At 35.5% G+C, this 16,051-nt stretch carries 26 protein-coding genes; 15 read left to right on the top strand and 11 right to left on the bottom strand.

From position 1 onward, the window contains the following. Nucleotides 1-19: 19 nt before the first annotated feature. Nucleotides 20-472, bottom strand: coding sequence for an ASCH domain-containing protein (locus tag LU301_RS05005; protein ID WP_305273325.1), 453 nt, complete (start codon nt 470-472; stop codon nt 20-22). A 77-nt stretch (nt 473-549) separates the two neighbouring features. On the opposite strand from LU301_RS05005, the gene LU301_RS05000 reads away from it, so the two are divergent. From LU301_RS05000 to LU301_RS04990, 3 genes are all read left to right on the top strand, one after another. After that, complete coding sequence (locus LU301_RS05000; RefSeq protein ID WP_305273322.1) at nt 550-777, top strand: hypothetical protein; 228 nt, start codon at nt 550-552, stop codon at nt 775-777. 107 nt (nt 778-884) lie between these two features. Beyond that, nucleotides 885-1,310, top strand: coding sequence for a hypothetical protein (locus LU301_RS04995; protein WP_305273319.1), 426 nt, complete (start codon nt 885-887; stop codon nt 1,308-1,310). 43 nt (nt 1,311-1,353) lie between these two features. Then, a complete protein-coding gene (locus LU301_RS04990) occupies nt 1,354-1,578 on the top strand; it encodes a helix-turn-helix domain-containing protein (protein WP_305273317.1) in 225 nt (74 codons plus the stop codon). A 396-nt stretch (nt 1,579-1,974) separates the two neighbouring features. Here the strand turns inward: LU301_RS04990 and LU301_RS04985 are convergent, their stop codons facing one another. The 9 genes from LU301_RS04985 to LU301_RS04945 form a co-directional block, all read right to left on the bottom strand. Next, nucleotides 1,975-2,382 carry an antiterminator Q family protein gene (locus LU301_RS04985; RefSeq protein ID WP_305273313.1) on the bottom strand — a complete coding sequence of 136 codons (408 nt, stop codon included), beginning with the start codon at nt 2,380-2,382 and terminating at the stop codon, nt 1,975-1,977. Then, nucleotides 2,382-2,822, bottom strand: a complete 441-nt coding sequence (locus tag LU301_RS04980) for a VRR-NUC domain-containing protein (RefSeq protein WP_305273311.1) — start codon at nt 2,820-2,822, stop codon at nt 2,382-2,384. The genes LU301_RS04985 and LU301_RS04980 overlap by 1 nt, the downstream gene beginning before the upstream one ends. Nucleotides 2,823-2,833: 11 nt before the next feature. Next, complete coding sequence (locus LU301_RS04975) at nt 2,834-3,142, bottom strand: hypothetical protein (protein WP_305273309.1); 309 nt, start codon at nt 3,140-3,142, stop codon at nt 2,834-2,836. Nucleotides 3,143-3,147: 5 nt separating this feature from the next. After that, a complete protein-coding gene (locus LU301_RS04970; RefSeq protein ID WP_305273305.1) occupies nt 3,148-3,405 on the bottom strand; it encodes a hypothetical protein in 258 nt (85 codons plus the stop codon). 105 nt (nt 3,406-3,510) lie between these two features. Beyond that, nucleotides 3,511-3,711, bottom strand: a complete 201-nt coding sequence (locus LU301_RS04965; RefSeq protein WP_305273303.1) for a hypothetical protein — start codon at nt 3,709-3,711, stop codon at nt 3,511-3,513. Beyond that, nucleotides 3,711-4,265 (bottom strand): hypothetical protein, encoded by a 555-nt coding sequence (locus LU301_RS04960; RefSeq protein WP_305273300.1) that lies wholly within the window; start codon nt 4,263-4,265, stop codon nt 3,711-3,713. The genes LU301_RS04965 and LU301_RS04960 overlap by 1 nt, the downstream gene beginning before the upstream one ends. After that, a complete protein-coding gene (locus LU301_RS04955) occupies nt 4,195-5,535 on the bottom strand; it encodes a YdaU family protein (protein ID WP_305273297.1) in 1,341 nt (446 codons plus the stop codon). The genes LU301_RS04960 and LU301_RS04955 overlap by 71 nt, the downstream gene beginning before the upstream one ends. Beyond that, nucleotides 5,532-6,230, bottom strand: a complete 699-nt coding sequence (locus tag LU301_RS04950) for a phage antirepressor KilAC domain-containing protein (protein WP_305273293.1) — start codon at nt 6,228-6,230, stop codon at nt 5,532-5,534. Before LU301_RS04950 ends, LU301_RS04955 begins: the two co-directional genes overlap by 4 nt. Nucleotides 6,231-6,249: 19 nt before the next feature. Beyond that, complete coding sequence (locus LU301_RS04945) at nt 6,250-6,450, bottom strand: helix-turn-helix domain-containing protein (RefSeq protein ID WP_305273291.1); 201 nt, start codon at nt 6,448-6,450, stop codon at nt 6,250-6,252. A 142-nt stretch (nt 6,451-6,592) separates the two neighbouring features. On the opposite strand from LU301_RS04945, the gene LU301_RS04940 reads away from it, so the two are divergent. The 10 genes from LU301_RS04940 (at nt 6,593) to LU301_RS04895 (ending at nt 11,957) form a co-directional block, all read left to right on the top strand. Continuing rightward, complete coding sequence (locus LU301_RS04940) at nt 6,593-7,333, top strand: XRE family transcriptional regulator (RefSeq protein ID WP_305273289.1); 741 nt, start codon at nt 6,593-6,595, stop codon at nt 7,331-7,333. Between the two features lie 9 nt (nt 7,334-7,342). Beyond that, on the top strand, nt 7,343-7,954 hold the full coding sequence (locus LU301_RS04935) for a hypothetical protein (RefSeq protein ID WP_305273286.1): 612 nt from the start codon (nt 7,343-7,345) through the stop codon (nt 7,952-7,954). 167 nt (nt 7,955-8,121) lie between these two features. Beyond that, complete coding sequence (locus LU301_RS04930) at nt 8,122-8,355, top strand: hypothetical protein (protein WP_305273284.1); 234 nt, start codon at nt 8,122-8,124, stop codon at nt 8,353-8,355. A 79-nt stretch (nt 8,356-8,434) separates the two neighbouring features. Beyond that, nucleotides 8,435-8,605 carry a hypothetical protein gene (locus tag LU301_RS04925; protein ID WP_305273282.1) on the top strand — a complete coding sequence of 57 codons (171 nt, stop codon included), beginning with the start codon at nt 8,435-8,437 and terminating at the stop codon, nt 8,603-8,605. Between the two features lie 14 nt (nt 8,606-8,619). Then, the gene (locus tag LU301_RS04920; RefSeq protein WP_305273280.1) at nt 8,620-9,558 is read left to right on the top strand and encodes a YqaJ viral recombinase family nuclease; all 939 of its coding nucleotides are present in this window, start codon (nt 8,620-8,622) and stop codon (nt 9,556-9,558) included. A 22-nt stretch (nt 9,559-9,580) separates the two neighbouring features. Beyond that, complete coding sequence (locus tag LU301_RS04915) at nt 9,581-10,564, top strand: recombinase RecT (RefSeq protein WP_305273277.1); 984 nt, start codon at nt 9,581-9,583, stop codon at nt 10,562-10,564. 56 nt (nt 10,565-10,620) lie between these two features. Next, complete coding sequence (locus LU301_RS04910) at nt 10,621-11,133, top strand: hypothetical protein (RefSeq protein ID WP_305273275.1); 513 nt, start codon at nt 10,621-10,623, stop codon at nt 11,131-11,133. After that, nucleotides 11,126-11,374: a hypothetical protein gene (locus LU301_RS04905; protein WP_305273272.1), complete on the top strand. Its 249-nt coding sequence runs from the start codon at nt 11,126-11,128 to the stop codon at nt 11,372-11,374. Before LU301_RS04910 ends, LU301_RS04905 begins: the two co-directional genes overlap by 8 nt. Beyond that, complete coding sequence (locus tag LU301_RS04900; protein WP_305273269.1) at nt 11,364-11,693, top strand: DUF551 domain-containing protein; 330 nt, start codon at nt 11,364-11,366, stop codon at nt 11,691-11,693. The genes LU301_RS04905 and LU301_RS04900 overlap by 11 nt, the downstream gene beginning before the upstream one ends. Nucleotides 11,694-11,696: 3 nt before the next feature. After that, a complete protein-coding gene (locus tag LU301_RS04895) occupies nt 11,697-11,957 on the top strand; it encodes a pyocin activator PrtN family protein (protein WP_370692227.1) in 261 nt (86 codons plus the stop codon). A 14-nt stretch (nt 11,958-11,971) separates the two neighbouring features. Here LU301_RS04895 and LU301_RS04890 read toward each other — a convergent pair whose 3' ends face one another. Continuing rightward, complete coding sequence (locus LU301_RS04890) at nt 11,972-13,123, bottom strand: site-specific integrase (RefSeq protein WP_305273266.1); 1,152 nt, start codon at nt 13,121-13,123, stop codon at nt 11,972-11,974. 137 nt (nt 13,124-13,260) lie between these two features. Between LU301_RS04890 and dusA the strand changes: the two genes are divergently transcribed. Continuing rightward, nucleotides 13,261-14,268: a tRNA dihydrouridine(20/20a) synthase DusA gene (dusA, locus tag LU301_RS04885; protein ID WP_370692243.1), complete on the top strand. Its 1,008-nt coding sequence runs from the start codon at nt 13,261-13,263 to the stop codon at nt 14,266-14,268. 8 nt (nt 14,269-14,276) lie between these two features. Then, entirely contained in the window at nt 14,277-15,992 is a 1,716-nt protein-coding gene (locus LU301_RS04880) for a helix-turn-helix domain-containing protein (RefSeq protein WP_305273261.1), read from the top strand. Nucleotides 15,993-16,051 lie beyond the last annotated feature (59 nt).

The raw sequence follows: 16,051 nt of genomic DNA, 5'->3' as shown, positions 1-16,051 counted from the left end.
TCGGTTGCGGTTAGCTCATCTAACCAATATCAATAATAATATCTTTATCTTCGTTTGGTTTACCAGTCTCTAAAAACTCGTGATACCACTTTTCGCCACATGGCACAATTAAATCATCAGGCACATCAAAAAAGTTTAATTTACCTTTAACTGATTTTGGTTGTAAATCTACAACATCTTCAAGCACCCAAGCCCACATTCCGTCTTGAATATCTTCAGGTTCACAATAAGCTAATTCTGCGTCTTGTTTTGTTGCTGGTCGGCAATCAACTAATTTTACTTTGCAAATAGTCGTGCCTATAGGTGCTTGATAATGCACACCATCACTCAAAAGCCAAGTTTTTACACCTGCTTTACTGCTACAAATGATAAGCTCGCCCCTGTAATCTGTCTGCCATGTTCTAAGCTCAATCGTCTTTTCACCAAAACAAATATCATTTGCAAACGGCTGTCTTACACTAATTGCTTTCATAGTTTATTCTCAATAATTTGAATACTTGAGTATTCTATGCTAAAATAAAAACTAAATCAACTTTTTTTGGAGTTTTTATGTCAGAAATTGAAAAAATTGGCACAGCCTTATTTGGTCGTTCGTGGATGGCTCAAGTTGGGCATTACTTAGTCAATGCAAACGGTGAATCAATCTCACGGCAGACGGTGCAATCATGGCACAATCGAGATAATTTAGCACCATGGGCGAAAGAGCAATTAAAAGACATTGCTCAAACACGCTTGAAAGAAATTCAAGAAATCAATGAATATTTAGAAAAATCTTAAAAAATCTAAAATTTCTTAAAATTGTGCTTGACATGAATACAAAAGTATTCTACAATATACTCATAGACAGCAAATAGGTTGCAGTCGTAAACCAAGAGGTTAGTATCATGAACAAGCACACCCAAACAGCGAAAGCAATTCGCCAAACATTGAAAGCCAAAGGCATTACAGCAACGGTTAAAGCTAAAGATTTTGACTGTGTTACCATTAAATTAGTAAATGCTTCGCCTGCTACAGTAGCAGAAGTTAAAACTATCGCAAAAGCTCACCAATACGGGCATTTTGACGGTATGACTGACATCTATGTTACTGACAATCTAAACAAAGATTTGCCACAAGTCGGCTATGTTCTAGTTTCAAATGAAATTGATGATAGTATTTATCAAAAAGCACTTGACTATTTGCACACGAAATTCAATGAGCCAAAAACATCACTTGATGACATCTCACGCACCGACCGCATTTATAAACTTATGATGAATATTGTAAAGAATGAATTTGGACGTGGCGAAGAGTTTTGGGCAAGTTTATAATCAACCAAGCCCCTAATCATGGGGCTTTTTTTTGGAGTAAATAATGAAACCCCACATTGACAACCACAACCCAGACCCAACCTACATCAGAGCCTTGCTTGAAAAAGCAGGGCTTTCACAACGCAAGACTGCTCATATTTTGGGCGTATCGGAAAGAATGATGCGTTATTATTTAGTTCGCACAGACGACCCAAATTATCGCCCTATGCCCTACACGGTGCAATTTGCTATTGAATGCCTAGTAAACGATGAAAAATCTACTCAATAATTCTATTTAGAATGACTTAATTTCTATTTAGAATTATCAAAATTCTATTTAGAATTGTTAATTTGCATAATGGGTTTAAGATAATAATTAAAGGGTTTAACCCTTTCACTATTGCCTTAAACTCAAAATAATGATAAAGACAAAAGAAAATCCACACATTCAACTCAATGCACAAAGGCAAATATATAAATTTTCAACAACACACTGCGGTGCGACCAACTCACCTAATCGGACTGTTCTTTGATACTTGCTGTGTAAGTAGCAAGCTGTGCATTCTGTAATTGGTCAATTTACAGACAATAAAAAAGCCCAACCATTCAGATTGAGCTTAAATTTAGTGATTTTGCTTACACTACGACCACTATAGCATAAATATAGCATATTCTGTACGGACAGTCAAATTCTGATAAAATTATACACACCTGTGATAAAACATTTTGCACCGTATATTTTACGTTCAGTTTCATGTTTAGAAATTTCACAAATATCTGCAATTTTTCGCAAAGAATAGCCATGTACAAAATGATTAAACAGATATTTAAGCGATTGTTTCATGTCATTATCTGCACGGCGATAAACACTCAAAATCAAATCTTGTACTTGCAACGCTTCATCATCAGAGATTTTCAATTCAACTGTATTTTTGTGTGTAGGTAATTTTTTGTACCCCGTTTCAACCATTAATTTATCAATTAAATTCACTTGTAAATTATCTGGATAATGACCAGTCTGCATACGACAACTTTCACACCACGCTCCAAATTGCTCAAGCCACTCATCTAAACTATATTTTGACCAATTCATTAATCTAACCCCAAATAATTTTTAATTTCGCCAATCGCCTGATCAGCACCAAAACACACTTTACAACGATAACCCAATTCAGCCATACGATTTAACACAATTTTTTGCGTGGGTTGTAATCGTCCATTTTCTGCTTTAAGTTCAATCAATAAGCCGTGATAACCTTGATCAGGCACAAACAAAAACAAATCAGGAAAACCTTTCATCACGCCCATACGCTTAAATTTGCTTGCTTCAATGACATTACGACTACCACCGTTCGGGCTATGATGTAAATAATCCGCCACTTTGCCATCTTTGTAATTTTGTAGCTTTGCCCATTGCATGACTGCGATTTGTTCATCATCTTCACTACGTTTTGCCTTAGTTTTCAGCATATCCCAGTTATTACGCTGTTGCCGTCTGCGTTGGTTTTGTTGTTGTTTAATTTTGCGTTTCATCTCTTCACTACCTAAAAATTAAAATCACGCTTTAAGAAAAAAGTCTCATCGGCATGATATAAAACTGGATTTCTGTAAAATATATTTTGTTGCTCTCGAGTAAAACAACGAATGCAAATATATTCAATTTCGTTTGGTCTTAAATAAGCATAATAACAACGAGATGGCTCTAAATTTTTACAATACGAACATTCCATCTCATGTTCATATTCTTCATCAATAATCAAAATATCGCCATTTTCACATTTGTCTAAATCAATATTGCCACAGCTGCGATTATTTGGAAGATATTTATATGCAATGTGAATATACTTACGCATTTTTCTTACGCCATACCAAATAATCTGTCAAGATAATCGGTCAATTCACGCACGTTAATCATATCTTGCAAGCATTCAATATATCGATATTCTTTGCTTGATTTGAGCGTTATTGTTTTTAGATAAGATAATTCATCACACAAATCATCAACACTACGCTCTGCATAAATCACAAGTAAATGTTCAGTATCTAATTTTTTCTCAACAAATTTATTTTGATTGTTGATATAAAAATTAAATCTGCGTATATCTTCAATATTCATTTTCTGACCGCCCAATAATAACTATTTGCCTGTGGTTGATTTTCGCCACTTGCCACCGTTGCAAACGATAGCAACAGCAAACAACAGATTAAAAAAACATTTTGACTATTCATCATCATTCAAATAATCACTTAAACGCTGATGTAGATATTTAGCTTGTTCATGATTAAGTAACAATTTAACTTTTTCACCGTACATTTTTTTATCTACAAAAACTAATTCAATATTTTCTGTAGTTTCATAACTGCATATTTGTAAATCAGTTTGCGATAAATCAATCTCAGCATTGGTTACTTGTATTGTCATTACGCCACCATTCTCCGCATTTTCGCTAAATATTGTTGAGCAACACTAGGGCTAACAGGATCATGTTTATGCTCAATCCGCTGCGATTTTGGCAATGTAAACACTTTGCCATTTCGTACTTCTTGACAGACTTTTTCATAAAATTTCTGCCAAATTGGGTACATGGCCTTTTCGCTTTTACTACGTAATTCATACATACCCACACGGCAAGCCGTTTCATAAATTTCAGCCGTTGGATAGCGATTATGTGTCGCTTCAATGTACGCTTGATACACGTCCATAAACTCATCAACACGCCCTAAATCTAAAAATTCCCTTGGGTTGTTGGGCGGAAAATCTAAATCAAGGCTTGCAGTTTTCGCTGCCAAAAATTCACGTTTAGTGATTTGTTTTGCAGTGAGATAATTCGCCCACATCATCGCTTCTGTGCCATTGTAAAAATCTTTGCCTGTTTGCATTTTGTTTTTAAAAAATACACGCCATTCAGCAAATATCTCGGTAATCGCCATCAATAACGCTTGAGTTGGTTGTGTGGTTTGTTGCTCCGATGTCATAGCCGTATGCTCGTAATTCATCATGCAATCGCTGTTGGTATTCGCTAGGGCTTTCGTGATTTGAATTTGACTTGCGTGTTTCATGATTTGCTCCTGTAAAATTCATTTCAGCTTGTTTGCGTGGTGTTAAATCTCTGTAGCGTTCAAGATGTTCAACATCACGACAAATCAACTCTAAATCGATATATTCGTTTACAACGTTAAACTCATTTTGAGATACGTTGTGAATCGCTTTTTTGATTTCATCAATGCTGTAACCATCTTTCAAACGTGCAATCACTTTTGCTTTTCGTTTGTCAGAAAATTGCGTACTCGCATTTTTGCCAAAAACCGATTTCCAGAACTCAAAAATTTCCTGAGCTTGGGCGGACAATATATTTTTATTTATATTATCTTTATTGGTTACTGGTTTATGGTTATTGGTTCTAGCCCCATTTTTCACGTTATTATCGCTGTTACGCATTTCGTTACTGTCGTTACTATCAGCGTTACTATTGCCGTTACTTTCATCATCTAAAGCGTTACTAAAATGTTGTTGATGTAACTTTAAAATATCATCAAATGATTGATTTTCATCAAAATTATCTAAATTTAACGCTTTTAAATCATCAATCATTTTGCGTTTTAGGCGTAACTTTGCTTGTCGTTGTGCGTTACTATTTGCGTTACTCGTAACGTTACGCTTTCCGTTACTATCAGCGTTACTATTGCCGTTACTTTCATCATCTAAAGCGTTACTAAAATGTTGTTGATGTAACTTTAAAATATCATCAAATGATTGATTTTCATCAAAATTATCTAAATTTAACGCTTTTAAATCATCAATCATTTTGCGTTTTAGGCGTAACTTTGCTTGTCGTTGTGCGTTACTATTTGCGTTACTCGTAACGTTACGCTTTCCGTTACTATCAGCGTTACTATTGCCGTTACTTTCATCATCTAAAGCGTTACTATTTTCGCCTGTAACGTTACTGTCGTTACGCCAATCAAACGTGCCATTTTTAAAGTTTTTTATCTCTAAACGAATACGCTTGTGATGATATTTGCCCTTTTGCAAGTTGAAAAACTCGCCCAATACAGCTTTTAACGCCTGAATTTCGCCATCAGTCGTTAAGCGTAAACGCCGTGCCAACACATCTAAATCCGATGTTAAAGCCTTCTCAGATAGATAATACACATCAATCAAACGGCGATAGATGCAATCTTCAACAATGTTGAGATGAGCAGTATGTGCGTAATAATCGCCAATATGAAAACGGTAATAATTCATAGGCTTATCTCTTGATTTAACATCATAGACAGTTTACCAATGCCTTTCGCTGTGATTTTGACCTGCGAAAATACACGCTCGCCGTGTGCGGTTTGCTGTGGGCTACTGTAATGATGGATTAAATAACCTTGATTGATTTTGTCTTGATACGCCTGTAGCTTATCTTTGCCATCTCGATAAATCCACTTTTGATGTAGTAAAAAGTTAATTAGTTGCGATTGACTGATTTTTAGCACTTTGGCACTTTCACGCAAGCCTAAATCTTCGCCTACTTGTGTAATGCGTTGTAGGGCGTTCGCTTGTGGTTCAATCACGGCGATTTTTTCTTTCAACGCTTGATTTTCCTGCTCTGCTTGCATGGCAAGCTGTAAAATCTGCATACGAGATAAATTGGCAGGATTAAATGACTGTTGTTGCTCTAACTGTTGCCAGCGTTGAATAATGCGATAACGCAAAGTAGCGTTATAACCTGCGACTAATGTCAAGGTTAAATCTTTGTCTAGTAAATATTCGATTTGCTGACGATTCATATTGTCAAAATAGATAGCACCAAATTTGGATACATCTAATTTCAACTGTGCAAGCATATTTTCAATATCTCGTTTGACGTGATAATGTTGCTTTTCGCACAGTTCAGCAATTTCACGGCTAGACATTGCTTTTTGCGTTGATTGTGCTATAATAGGACTATTCATGATATAAATACTCCACCCCCTAGTGTCCGCTAGGGGTTTGTTGTTTTTGGGTTTGTTGGTGTAATTCGGTTAATTTTATCCCCAAGCTATAACTCGGATTTTTCCTACGACCAACAAGCAAATGAGAAATGTAACCTTGTGTTACACCTAATTGCTCTGCTAATTCATCTTGAGTTTTTACGAGTAAAATGTCAGATACGATTAATTTCCAATCTTTCATAAAAAATAGTCTATTAATTAAATTTGTAATATTTTATTAGTTAAGTAAATATTTTACAATACCTAAGTAATATTTTTTTTTGCTATAATTATTACTATGGTATTATTACCATTATAATTATCCTTATTTAGGAGTATGCCTTATGAATAGTCTTGGCGATCGTATCCGTTCTGTAAGAAGACAGAAAAACATATCTCAAGCTGAACTAGCTAAATTGGCTAATGTTTCACAAGGGGCAATTTCACAGCTAGAAAGTGGGCGTAATGAAACATCGAAAGAATTACCACAAATCGCATTAGCATTAGGTGTTGATGTGTATTGGCTACAAACAGGTAAAACAGATTTATCCACCATAGATAAAACACTTAACCCTTACCAGTCAGAAGCAAGTTTATCCAATAAAAAAATCGCTGTTTGGAATGATGGCGATAATTTGCCAGAAGGTATGATACCTATTCGTTATCTTACAAACATTGTCGGTAGTTTGGGCAATGGCTACCCAAATGAAGACTATTACGAAGAAATTACACTATGGTTTAGAGAAGAAACCATTATTGAATGCAATGTTAATCCAGACTATGCCCGTATCATCAATGTACAAGGCGATAGTATGTTCCCTGAAATTGTCGATGGACAAGTGATTGCTATAGACACATCAGCAACACGTATTTTTGATGGTGAAATTTACGCTTTTGTAGTCAATGGCGAGTTAAAAGTGAAATATCTATTTAAGCTCAAAGATGGTTTTAAGGCGGTTTCTCGTAATGATGATAAATTACGCTATCCTGATGAAATCTACACCGCAAACGACATTGAAAATGAAAATATTCGTATTTTAGGTCAGTTCTGGTGGAAATCTGAAATTAGACGAGTAAGACGATAGGAATTTTTTATGAATATCAAACAATTAGCTTTAACCCTTACACTAGCTGTAACACCTGTTATTGTACAGGCTCAAAACTACTACAATCCATATAATGCAAATATTTACGTTATACAACAACGTCCTATGCTAGATACCAGTATATATAAAAATATACGTACTGTTGATGCTGCTAAAATTTATGAAGATGGACAAAGAATAGCAGATATGCAATTAAAAAATAGCATTGAAAGAGAATATGTTAAATTATTTCGCCAAACTGATGGCGATTTATACAAAATGCGTGAATTAAGTCTAAAACTCAAAGTATCGCCATGGCTAACGCCAAAAATTGATGAAAAAATTCGTCAAAAAGAATTGCAAGAATTAGAGTTGTTACAGCGAAAAGCAGAAATTGCACGCTTAGAAAGTACCATACGACAAAATAATGCAGAAGCTCAAGCAATACGAGAAAAAACCGCTCAAAAAGAGTTGCAATATAAACAACCGCAACAACCAACACAGCGATTTTTAACTGATGACGAGATACGCCAAGTATTACCGCATATCGACCACCCAGCAAATAAGCAACAAAATACATTACCAGAACTACCACAATATCAAAAAATAGACTTAAACTAGCAATTATTTTCAAACCAAACCCTGCATTAAGCAGGGTTTTTTGTTATCTCTTAATTATTATGATTAAATAATAAACAATTAACTAATAAAATATTACTTTAGTATTGATAATAATATATTACTTATGTAATAATATCTACATCAACAACGAACATAGGTAATCAACAATGTTAAGCCCAAATTTAAACGACTTAAAATTTTATGGCCCAAATGCAGAAATCGACTTCCTAGCAAAAGTAGAAGCAATGGTTTCAAAAGCAAAAGATGAATTACACCGCTATCGCCATGAACAAGTTTATTTATTACTAGACAACGAAGAAGAGTTAAAAAAATTTAATGCTTGGTTCGAGTTAGAAGCAAAACGATTAGACAAGATTTTAGAAGCGATGTACGCAGAATAAATCAAACCAGTTTACCAATTTTTGCTAGTTCGATGAGCTAGCAAATGTGGGTAAACCAAACCATGAACAGGAGATAACCATGAAACATTACATCACCATTGCACAAGATTTATTGCTTGCATTGTTTTTTATTTGTGCAGTTGCCCTGTCATTGGGCGGTAGCTTTAAAAAAGGGGAATGCGAAGCAGAAGTAAGCCCGATGTTGTGTATTCCTGTTTATAAATTACCAAGTTTTCAACAAGTTAATTAAGTGGAGTAAATATCATGAATGAGCAACAATTTCACGAAAACCGCCGTTTAGGTATTGGCGGATCAGACGTAGCCACCGTCTTAGGCTTAAACAAATACCAAAGCCCATATCAATTATGGCTTGAAAAGACAGGACGTGAAACATCAGATGTGCAGAGTGAGCCAGCGTATTGGGGAACAACCTTAGAAGATGTAGTAGCCAAAGAATTTCAAAAACGCACAGGCTTAAAAGTGCAAAAAGTCAATCAGCAACTTATCCACCCTGAACATGATTGGGTGCGTGCCAACATTGACCGTGCAGTGATTAACCGTGAAATCAGCGGAAATGTACGCTTAAAAGATGGCAAATTGACAACAGACCAAATTTTAGAGTGTAAAACCGCAAACGCTTATTTGGCTAAACTTTGGGGCGAAAATGACGATGAAATCCCTGATTATTACATGACCCAATGTCAATGGTATATGGGCATTACAGGGGCAGAAATTTGTCATTTAGCCGTGTTAATTGGCGGTCAAGATTTCCGTACATACCGCATTACATTTGACCAAGAATTATTCGATATGCTTTTTGAAGAATGTCGTAAATTTTGGTTCGACCATGTATTAGCTGATGTGCCACCCGCCCTAACCACATTTGACGACATTGCCCACAAATGGCAAAAGCATGAAGATGGAAAAACACTCACAGCAGACAGCAATTTGCTTGAAAAAATCAATGAGTTTAAAGACTTAAAAGCAACCATCAAACAAGCTGAAGAAGAGTTAGACGGCTTAAAATTGGAAATCTGCACAGCGTTTGGCGATTGTGAAATGATTGTAGGCGATGATGACAAAAAGCTCATGACCTACAAATATCAAGAACGCACCACGATTGATAGCAAGCGATTGAAAGCTGAAAACCCTGAATTATGGCAACAATACGCTACAACAAGCGGAACACGAGTATTACGTTAATTTAATTTTTGGAGAAACTACCATGAACCAATTACAAACCCAACCACAGACAGCAGTTAATTTTTTAACACCGCAATCGCTACAAGAAGCTATGCAAGTGGCTAATATCTTAGCTGATAGCGATATTGTACCAAAAGACTACCAACGTAAACCAGGTAATATCCTTGTCGCTTTACAATGGGGTGCAGAAATCGGCTTGCAGCCATTACAAGCCCTGCAAAATATCGCTTGTATCAATGGTCGCCCTGCCATTTGGGGCGATGCCATGCTTGCCCTAGTACGTCAATCAGGCTTACTCGCAAGCATTAAAGAAGAGCAAAATGATACTCAAGCGACTTGTATCGTACAGCGTAAAGGCGAAGAACCGCATACCAGTATTTTTACGATGGAAGATGCGAAACGTGCAGGCTTAGCAGGTAAATCAGGACCATGGACAAACTATCCTAAACGTATGATGCAATTACGAGCGAGAGCCTATGCCCTGCGTGATATTTTCCCTGATGTGTTAAAAGGTATGGCAATCGCTGAAGAAGAGCAAGACAAAGAAATTGATGTTACGCCTGAAAACACTGACACAACAGCCAAAGCCAACACAGGGGCAAAAGCACTCAAAGCACGCTTAAAAAATACTAAAAATGTAGTCGATGTACAAGAGCCAACATCAAAAATCGATGTCGCTCCCTATCATCAAAAAATCCAACAGGCAAGCGACTTAGAGCAGTTAAAAGCCATTGGCGATGAAATTGCAAAACTCAATCTAGGCGAGCCTGAAAAAACCGATTTACGCACGGCGTATAGTCAGCGTGTAGAGCAGTTATCGCAGCCAAAATTTGACAATGTAAGCTTAGGCGAATTGTTAGAACGCTTAGAAAATGCAAGCGAATTAACCGAGCTTAACCATATTCTAGCAACTGAATTTGAGCCATTCACTGCACAAATGAATGAGTTGCAAATCGAACAAGTAAACAATGTTTACGAGCGTAAAGTTGCAGAATTAACGGATTAGCATTTATTTTAAAAGCCATTTATAAAAAGTTAAATGGCTTTTATTGGAGATTTGAAATGAGTGAAACAAAATTTAAAATTGGCGATAAGGTTTATTGTCCATGCCTTACAACTAACATTTTAAAAGTTGTAGCTAGTGAAAACAGCCCCAATTTAGTTGCTATTGAAAACAACAATAAACTTATCGATATTACAATCGATGGCAAAATTTGGTCTGCACAAGGCATGGTTAATGATGTATTTCCTGCTACTCAAGAGTGGTACGAGTTGCTTTCAAAATTATATCCTGATGTAGATTTTGAAAAACCTACAGTTTGCAATGACCCAAAAGGCGTTATTAAAGCAATGTTTGATAGTGGTATAAAATACATTATCTGTAAGGTTGAAAATGACGTACGGAATGAAAATCTTGAAAAAAGCACTACAGATGTTATTCACGGCTTTAACGTTCTTGGTAATTTTATGGGTTTCAATGGGATATGGGAAAAAGCAGAGCCAATTACGCAAGACGGTAAATTTATTATTGGTTTTGCTGATGGTGAAGTGGTATTGGAGAGTGAAAATGAGTAAATCCCAATTAACCTTAGAACTGTTAAAAAAACGTACAAACCATAAACAAGCAGTTGTCTGTATGTGTAGAAATGATTGTGAAAGTGCATTTTCTAGCATTATGGGCGATTATTTTGTTGTCATAGACCACACAACGAGATTTGGCTTTAAAACTGCTGACGGTCAATTTTTTAGGTATGCTGTTCCTGTGGCGGTTATTGAATTAAAAGAATTAGTTTTGGAGGACGAAAATGCTAAGTAAAGAAACAATCAAAGACTTTGCATTGGCAAATGGCTTTAAATTAAAAGAGCAAACAAATGGCGAGATGGATTTAAATCCGTACGTTTATGACACAATCAATAAAGCCATTGCATTTTATGAAAGTAAAAAGAATGGCGGTTGGATTAGTATTGATGATGACTTACCAAAAGTTAAGGGTCGTTATTTATGCTATTATCCAAAAAGTGGTAAGCAAACAGTTGAACCGTTTATGCTTGAGCATACACTAAATGACAAAGATTATATGCAAGCGTTGGGTATTAGCCATTGGCAACCAACACCACAAAATCCACAGGAGTAAATTATGATGACAACTCAAGATTACTTATTTATGCAGTTTAAAAAGCTGATTGTGCCTTTAGATGAAATATGTGCAGTTTATTACCCACATTTACAGAAAAAGGTAGTGTTAGAAAAAGCAAGCAAACAGGAATTTCCATTTACTTGCTTTAAACTAGATGATAGCCGTAAAGCACCTTATTTTGCAAATATTAGTGATATTGCTCAAGCATTAGATAATGAGTACATCAAGCAAAGTAAAGACCATCAAGCACTACACAGCTAATCCAACTCGCCCCCTTAATCAAAGGGGGTATTTTCTGTAATAATTTTCATCACATCATCATAATCTAATACCTTTTTACGTTGAACGACAGATACATAACGCTGTAAACTCGACCAACTATCATGTAAACTTACTTGTTGAATTTGTGGAATAGTACACCCCTGCTCTGCTAAACGTGTACAACCCTCATGACGTAAATCATGAAAATGTAAATTTTCAATACCTAAAACATGGCACGCATCAGTAAATAGACGAGAGACCGTCTTAGTATTTAAAGGGAATATGTATTGTTCGCCATGCCCTAATTTTAACATTCTTTGTCTATATTCATCACTTAACGCCAAGTCAATCATAGACTTACATTTTTCATTCACATAAAATGTTTTATGATTACCTTTTGACCCATTAGGATTTTTCAAATCTCTAACTAGACAACTATCTTCTTTATAATCTTTTAATTGGATACGGCAAATTTCATCTTGCCTACGACACGAATATATCGCAAACCATATTACCAGGTGCATAGGATATGTATTACTAGGCTTACTTTCCCATTTTCTGAAAAAATGTTCAGTCAATCGGATAAGTTCGTCATCAGTCGGCAATCTATCTCGTATGCCACTTCTAGTGATTTGCCTAGTATTTCTTAATTTCCCTGCTGCCCTATCAAATCCGTTTATATCTAAATTAATATCCCACATGATATTGGCGTATGATAATATACCCCTTATCATTAATAATTCTTGATTCATTGTGCTTGAGGCAATACCTTTTAATCCTAATTGCAGTATTCCCTGCTTTCGCAATGCAACGTGTTCTGTCAAAATAGCTGGCGTTATTTTGCTTAATTGTATTTTAGCAATGTTAAATTTTTGGATTAAACGTAAAGAAGCTATTTTACTACGACCGTAATTACTACCAACTTCAGATAAATATTTATCTATTGCTTGCGATAATGTCATCTTTTGGTTTACACTTACACCTAGCAAAATATTAGGATTTTCGTCAATCTCAAGCTCACGCTTTTTAATCCAATTTTCAGCGACCTTGCGACTACTAAAAGTCTTAGTCTCATGAAAAGGTGGATAGTCTGACCGCTTGATACGAATTTCAGCACGATAGCGAGTTTCGCCTTTTTTTGTTTTACGCTCAATGATAGTACCCATTTACTACATTTCTCACAAATTAAAATTTGTAGTAATTATGGCGTAAATCAACAGAAAAATAAAGCACTAAAAAGCGAAATAAAGCACTAAAAAGCACAATATTAAATTATGTAAAGGTATGATTTTAAATGATAAATATGCAAAATCTTGATTTAAAAAGAAATAATAGAATTAGCCTAGCCCCGATGTTAGATTGGACCACCCGAGATTTTCGTTTTTTTGCACGTTTGTTTAATCCAAATGTCATTATGTACAGTGAGATGGTTACCACAGGTGCGATTTTACACGGCGATGCTCATCGTCATTTAGATTTTGATGTGAAAGAACAACCAATTGTATTGCAACTTGGAGGTTCAAATCCACAAGAATTGGCTCAATGTAGCAAAATGGGCGAAGACTGGGGGTATAATGAAATTAATCTCAATGTCGGTTGTCCAAGCGATAGAGTACAACATAATAAAATCGGTGCCTGTCTGATGGCTGAACCTGAATTAGTCGCTGAATGTTTCCATCAAATGCAAAAAGCTGTCAGCATTCCGGTTACCATTAAACATCGTATTGGTATTGATGATTTGCAAAGTTATGAACATATGCTTAATTTTGTTGATACAGTCGCTCAAGCAGGCTGTCAGCATTTTATAGTACATGCTCGTATTGCTTTACTCAATGGTCTATCACCTAAAGAAAATCGTGAAATCCCCCCTTTACGTTATGATGATGTATATCGTTTAAAACAAGAACGCCCACATTTAACCATTGAAATTAATGGCGGTATTAAAACGGTTGATGAAACGCTACAACATTTACAACACGTCGATGGTGTGATGATTGGTCGTGAAGCCTATCATAATCCTTATTTATTGGCTGAATTGGCACAGCATTTTGATGGTCAAGCCCTAGTCAATCGTTTTGATGTAATGCAAACTATGCTAAACTATATGCAACAACGTCTTGATGAAGGTGTGCCTTTATCACTCATGACACGACATATTTTAGGTTTATTTCAAAATTTACCTTATGCTCGTAAATGGAGACAAGCACTGAGTGGTGGTAATGCTAAAAATTTACAAGATGTTGCTCAAGCCCTAATGATGATGCAAACTGCCCTAACATCATCAACTGAAAATACAATGCCGATGAAGTGAGATAAAAAATGAACCAAGAAACAGCCTTAAAATTACTCAAGGCAGGGGAAAATGTCTTTTTAACAGGGTCGGCAGGTGCAGGTAAAACGTATACATTAAATCAATATATTCAATATCTTAGAGTAAGAAAAATTCCTGTAGCTATTACAGCATCTACAGGTATTGCTGCGACACACATGAATGGCAAAACGATCCATACATGGGCAGGTATTGGTATTAAAGATGAAATAACTGAGCAGGATTTAAAAAATCTTAAGGAACGCAAACATATTAAAGAACAACTTGAAAATGCTCAAGTTTTAATTATTGATGAAATTTCCATGCTACATGGTAAACAACTCAATTTAGTCAATCGTGTATTGAAATATTTTAAAGGTAATGATGAAGCCTTTGGTGGTATTCAAGTTATTGTTTCTGGAGATTTTTTTCAGCTTCCACCTGTAGGTAAAAAAGAAGAATTAAATCGTGATAAATTTTGTTTTATGTCGCAAGCATGGGTAGAAGCAAAATTTCGAGTGTGCTATTTAACTGAGCAACATCGTCAAGGTGATGATATGCTCAATCAGATTTTAAATGCGATACGCTCACAAACCATTCAAGCAGAACATATTCATGCCCTAGAACAAACACGTTGGCAAAATATTGGCGATACTTTTACACGTCTTTATACACACAATGCCAATGTAGATAATATTAATGAGCAATATTTACAACAAATTCAACAGTCTAGCCATACGTTTACTGCAACTAAACAAGGTAATACTAAACTGTTGGATATGTTATTATCATCTATCCGTACAAGTGAAGAACTCATCTTAAAAAAACATGCTAAAGTCATGTTTATCAAAAATAATTTCGATGTTGGTTATATTAATGGTAGTCTAGGAGAAGTTATTGATTTTATTGAAGATGATAATAAAAATATTCTACCTAAAGTCCGTTTAAATGATGGCGAAACCATCATTGTTGAACCAGAAACTTGGTCGATTGAAAGTGATGATGGCGATGTATTGGCGAGTTTTAGCCAAATCCCTTTACGTTTAGCATGGGCGATTACTATACACAAAAGTCAAGGTATGACTTTAGATAGTGCCGAAGTTGATTTATCTAAAACCTTTGAAAAAGGTCAAGGCTATGTTGCTCTATCACGTTTAAAAGCCTTAACAGGATTACGTTTATTAGGTTTTAATTTAACCGCTTTAGAATTGGATAGTTTAGCCATTAAAGCAGACAAACGCTTCCAAGAATTATCACATGAAGCAGAATTAGCTTTCGCTCATGTTGATTTAACTGCACAACATCGAGCATTTATTCGCCATTGTGGTGGTATTACCAATGAGCAAGAAATTGAGAAAAATTTAAAAAAACTTAAGCAAAAATCGCCTATTTCCATTTTAAAATCAGATACTTATGAAAAAACACAAGAACTATTTGAACAAGGCTTAGATATAGTTGAAATTGCTGATGAACGCCAACTTAGCCCTGCGACTATTATTAATCATCTTACTCGTCTACACCGTGAACATGGTTTAGATATTGAGCGTATTCGTCCCGATGAAGAAAACATTGAACAAGTGCGTAAAATTTATAAAAAATTACAAAAACGTAACAATGCTGATGATTTTAACGAAGATGGGCAAATTAAACTCAAACCGATTGTGGATATGACTTCACCACATTTAAGCTATGATGAAGTCAGATTGGCATTGTTATTTGTGATTTAAATAATCTATAATAAACTCAATTCATAATTGAACAGTAGGGACAAATCACACTCACTCAA

This window comes from Moraxella sp. ZY210820 (assembly GCF_030674635.1).
GTDB lineage: Bacteria > Pseudomonadota > Gammaproteobacteria > Pseudomonadales > Moraxellaceae > Acinetobacter.
This window is presented reverse-complemented; position numbering and strand designations above follow the sequence as displayed.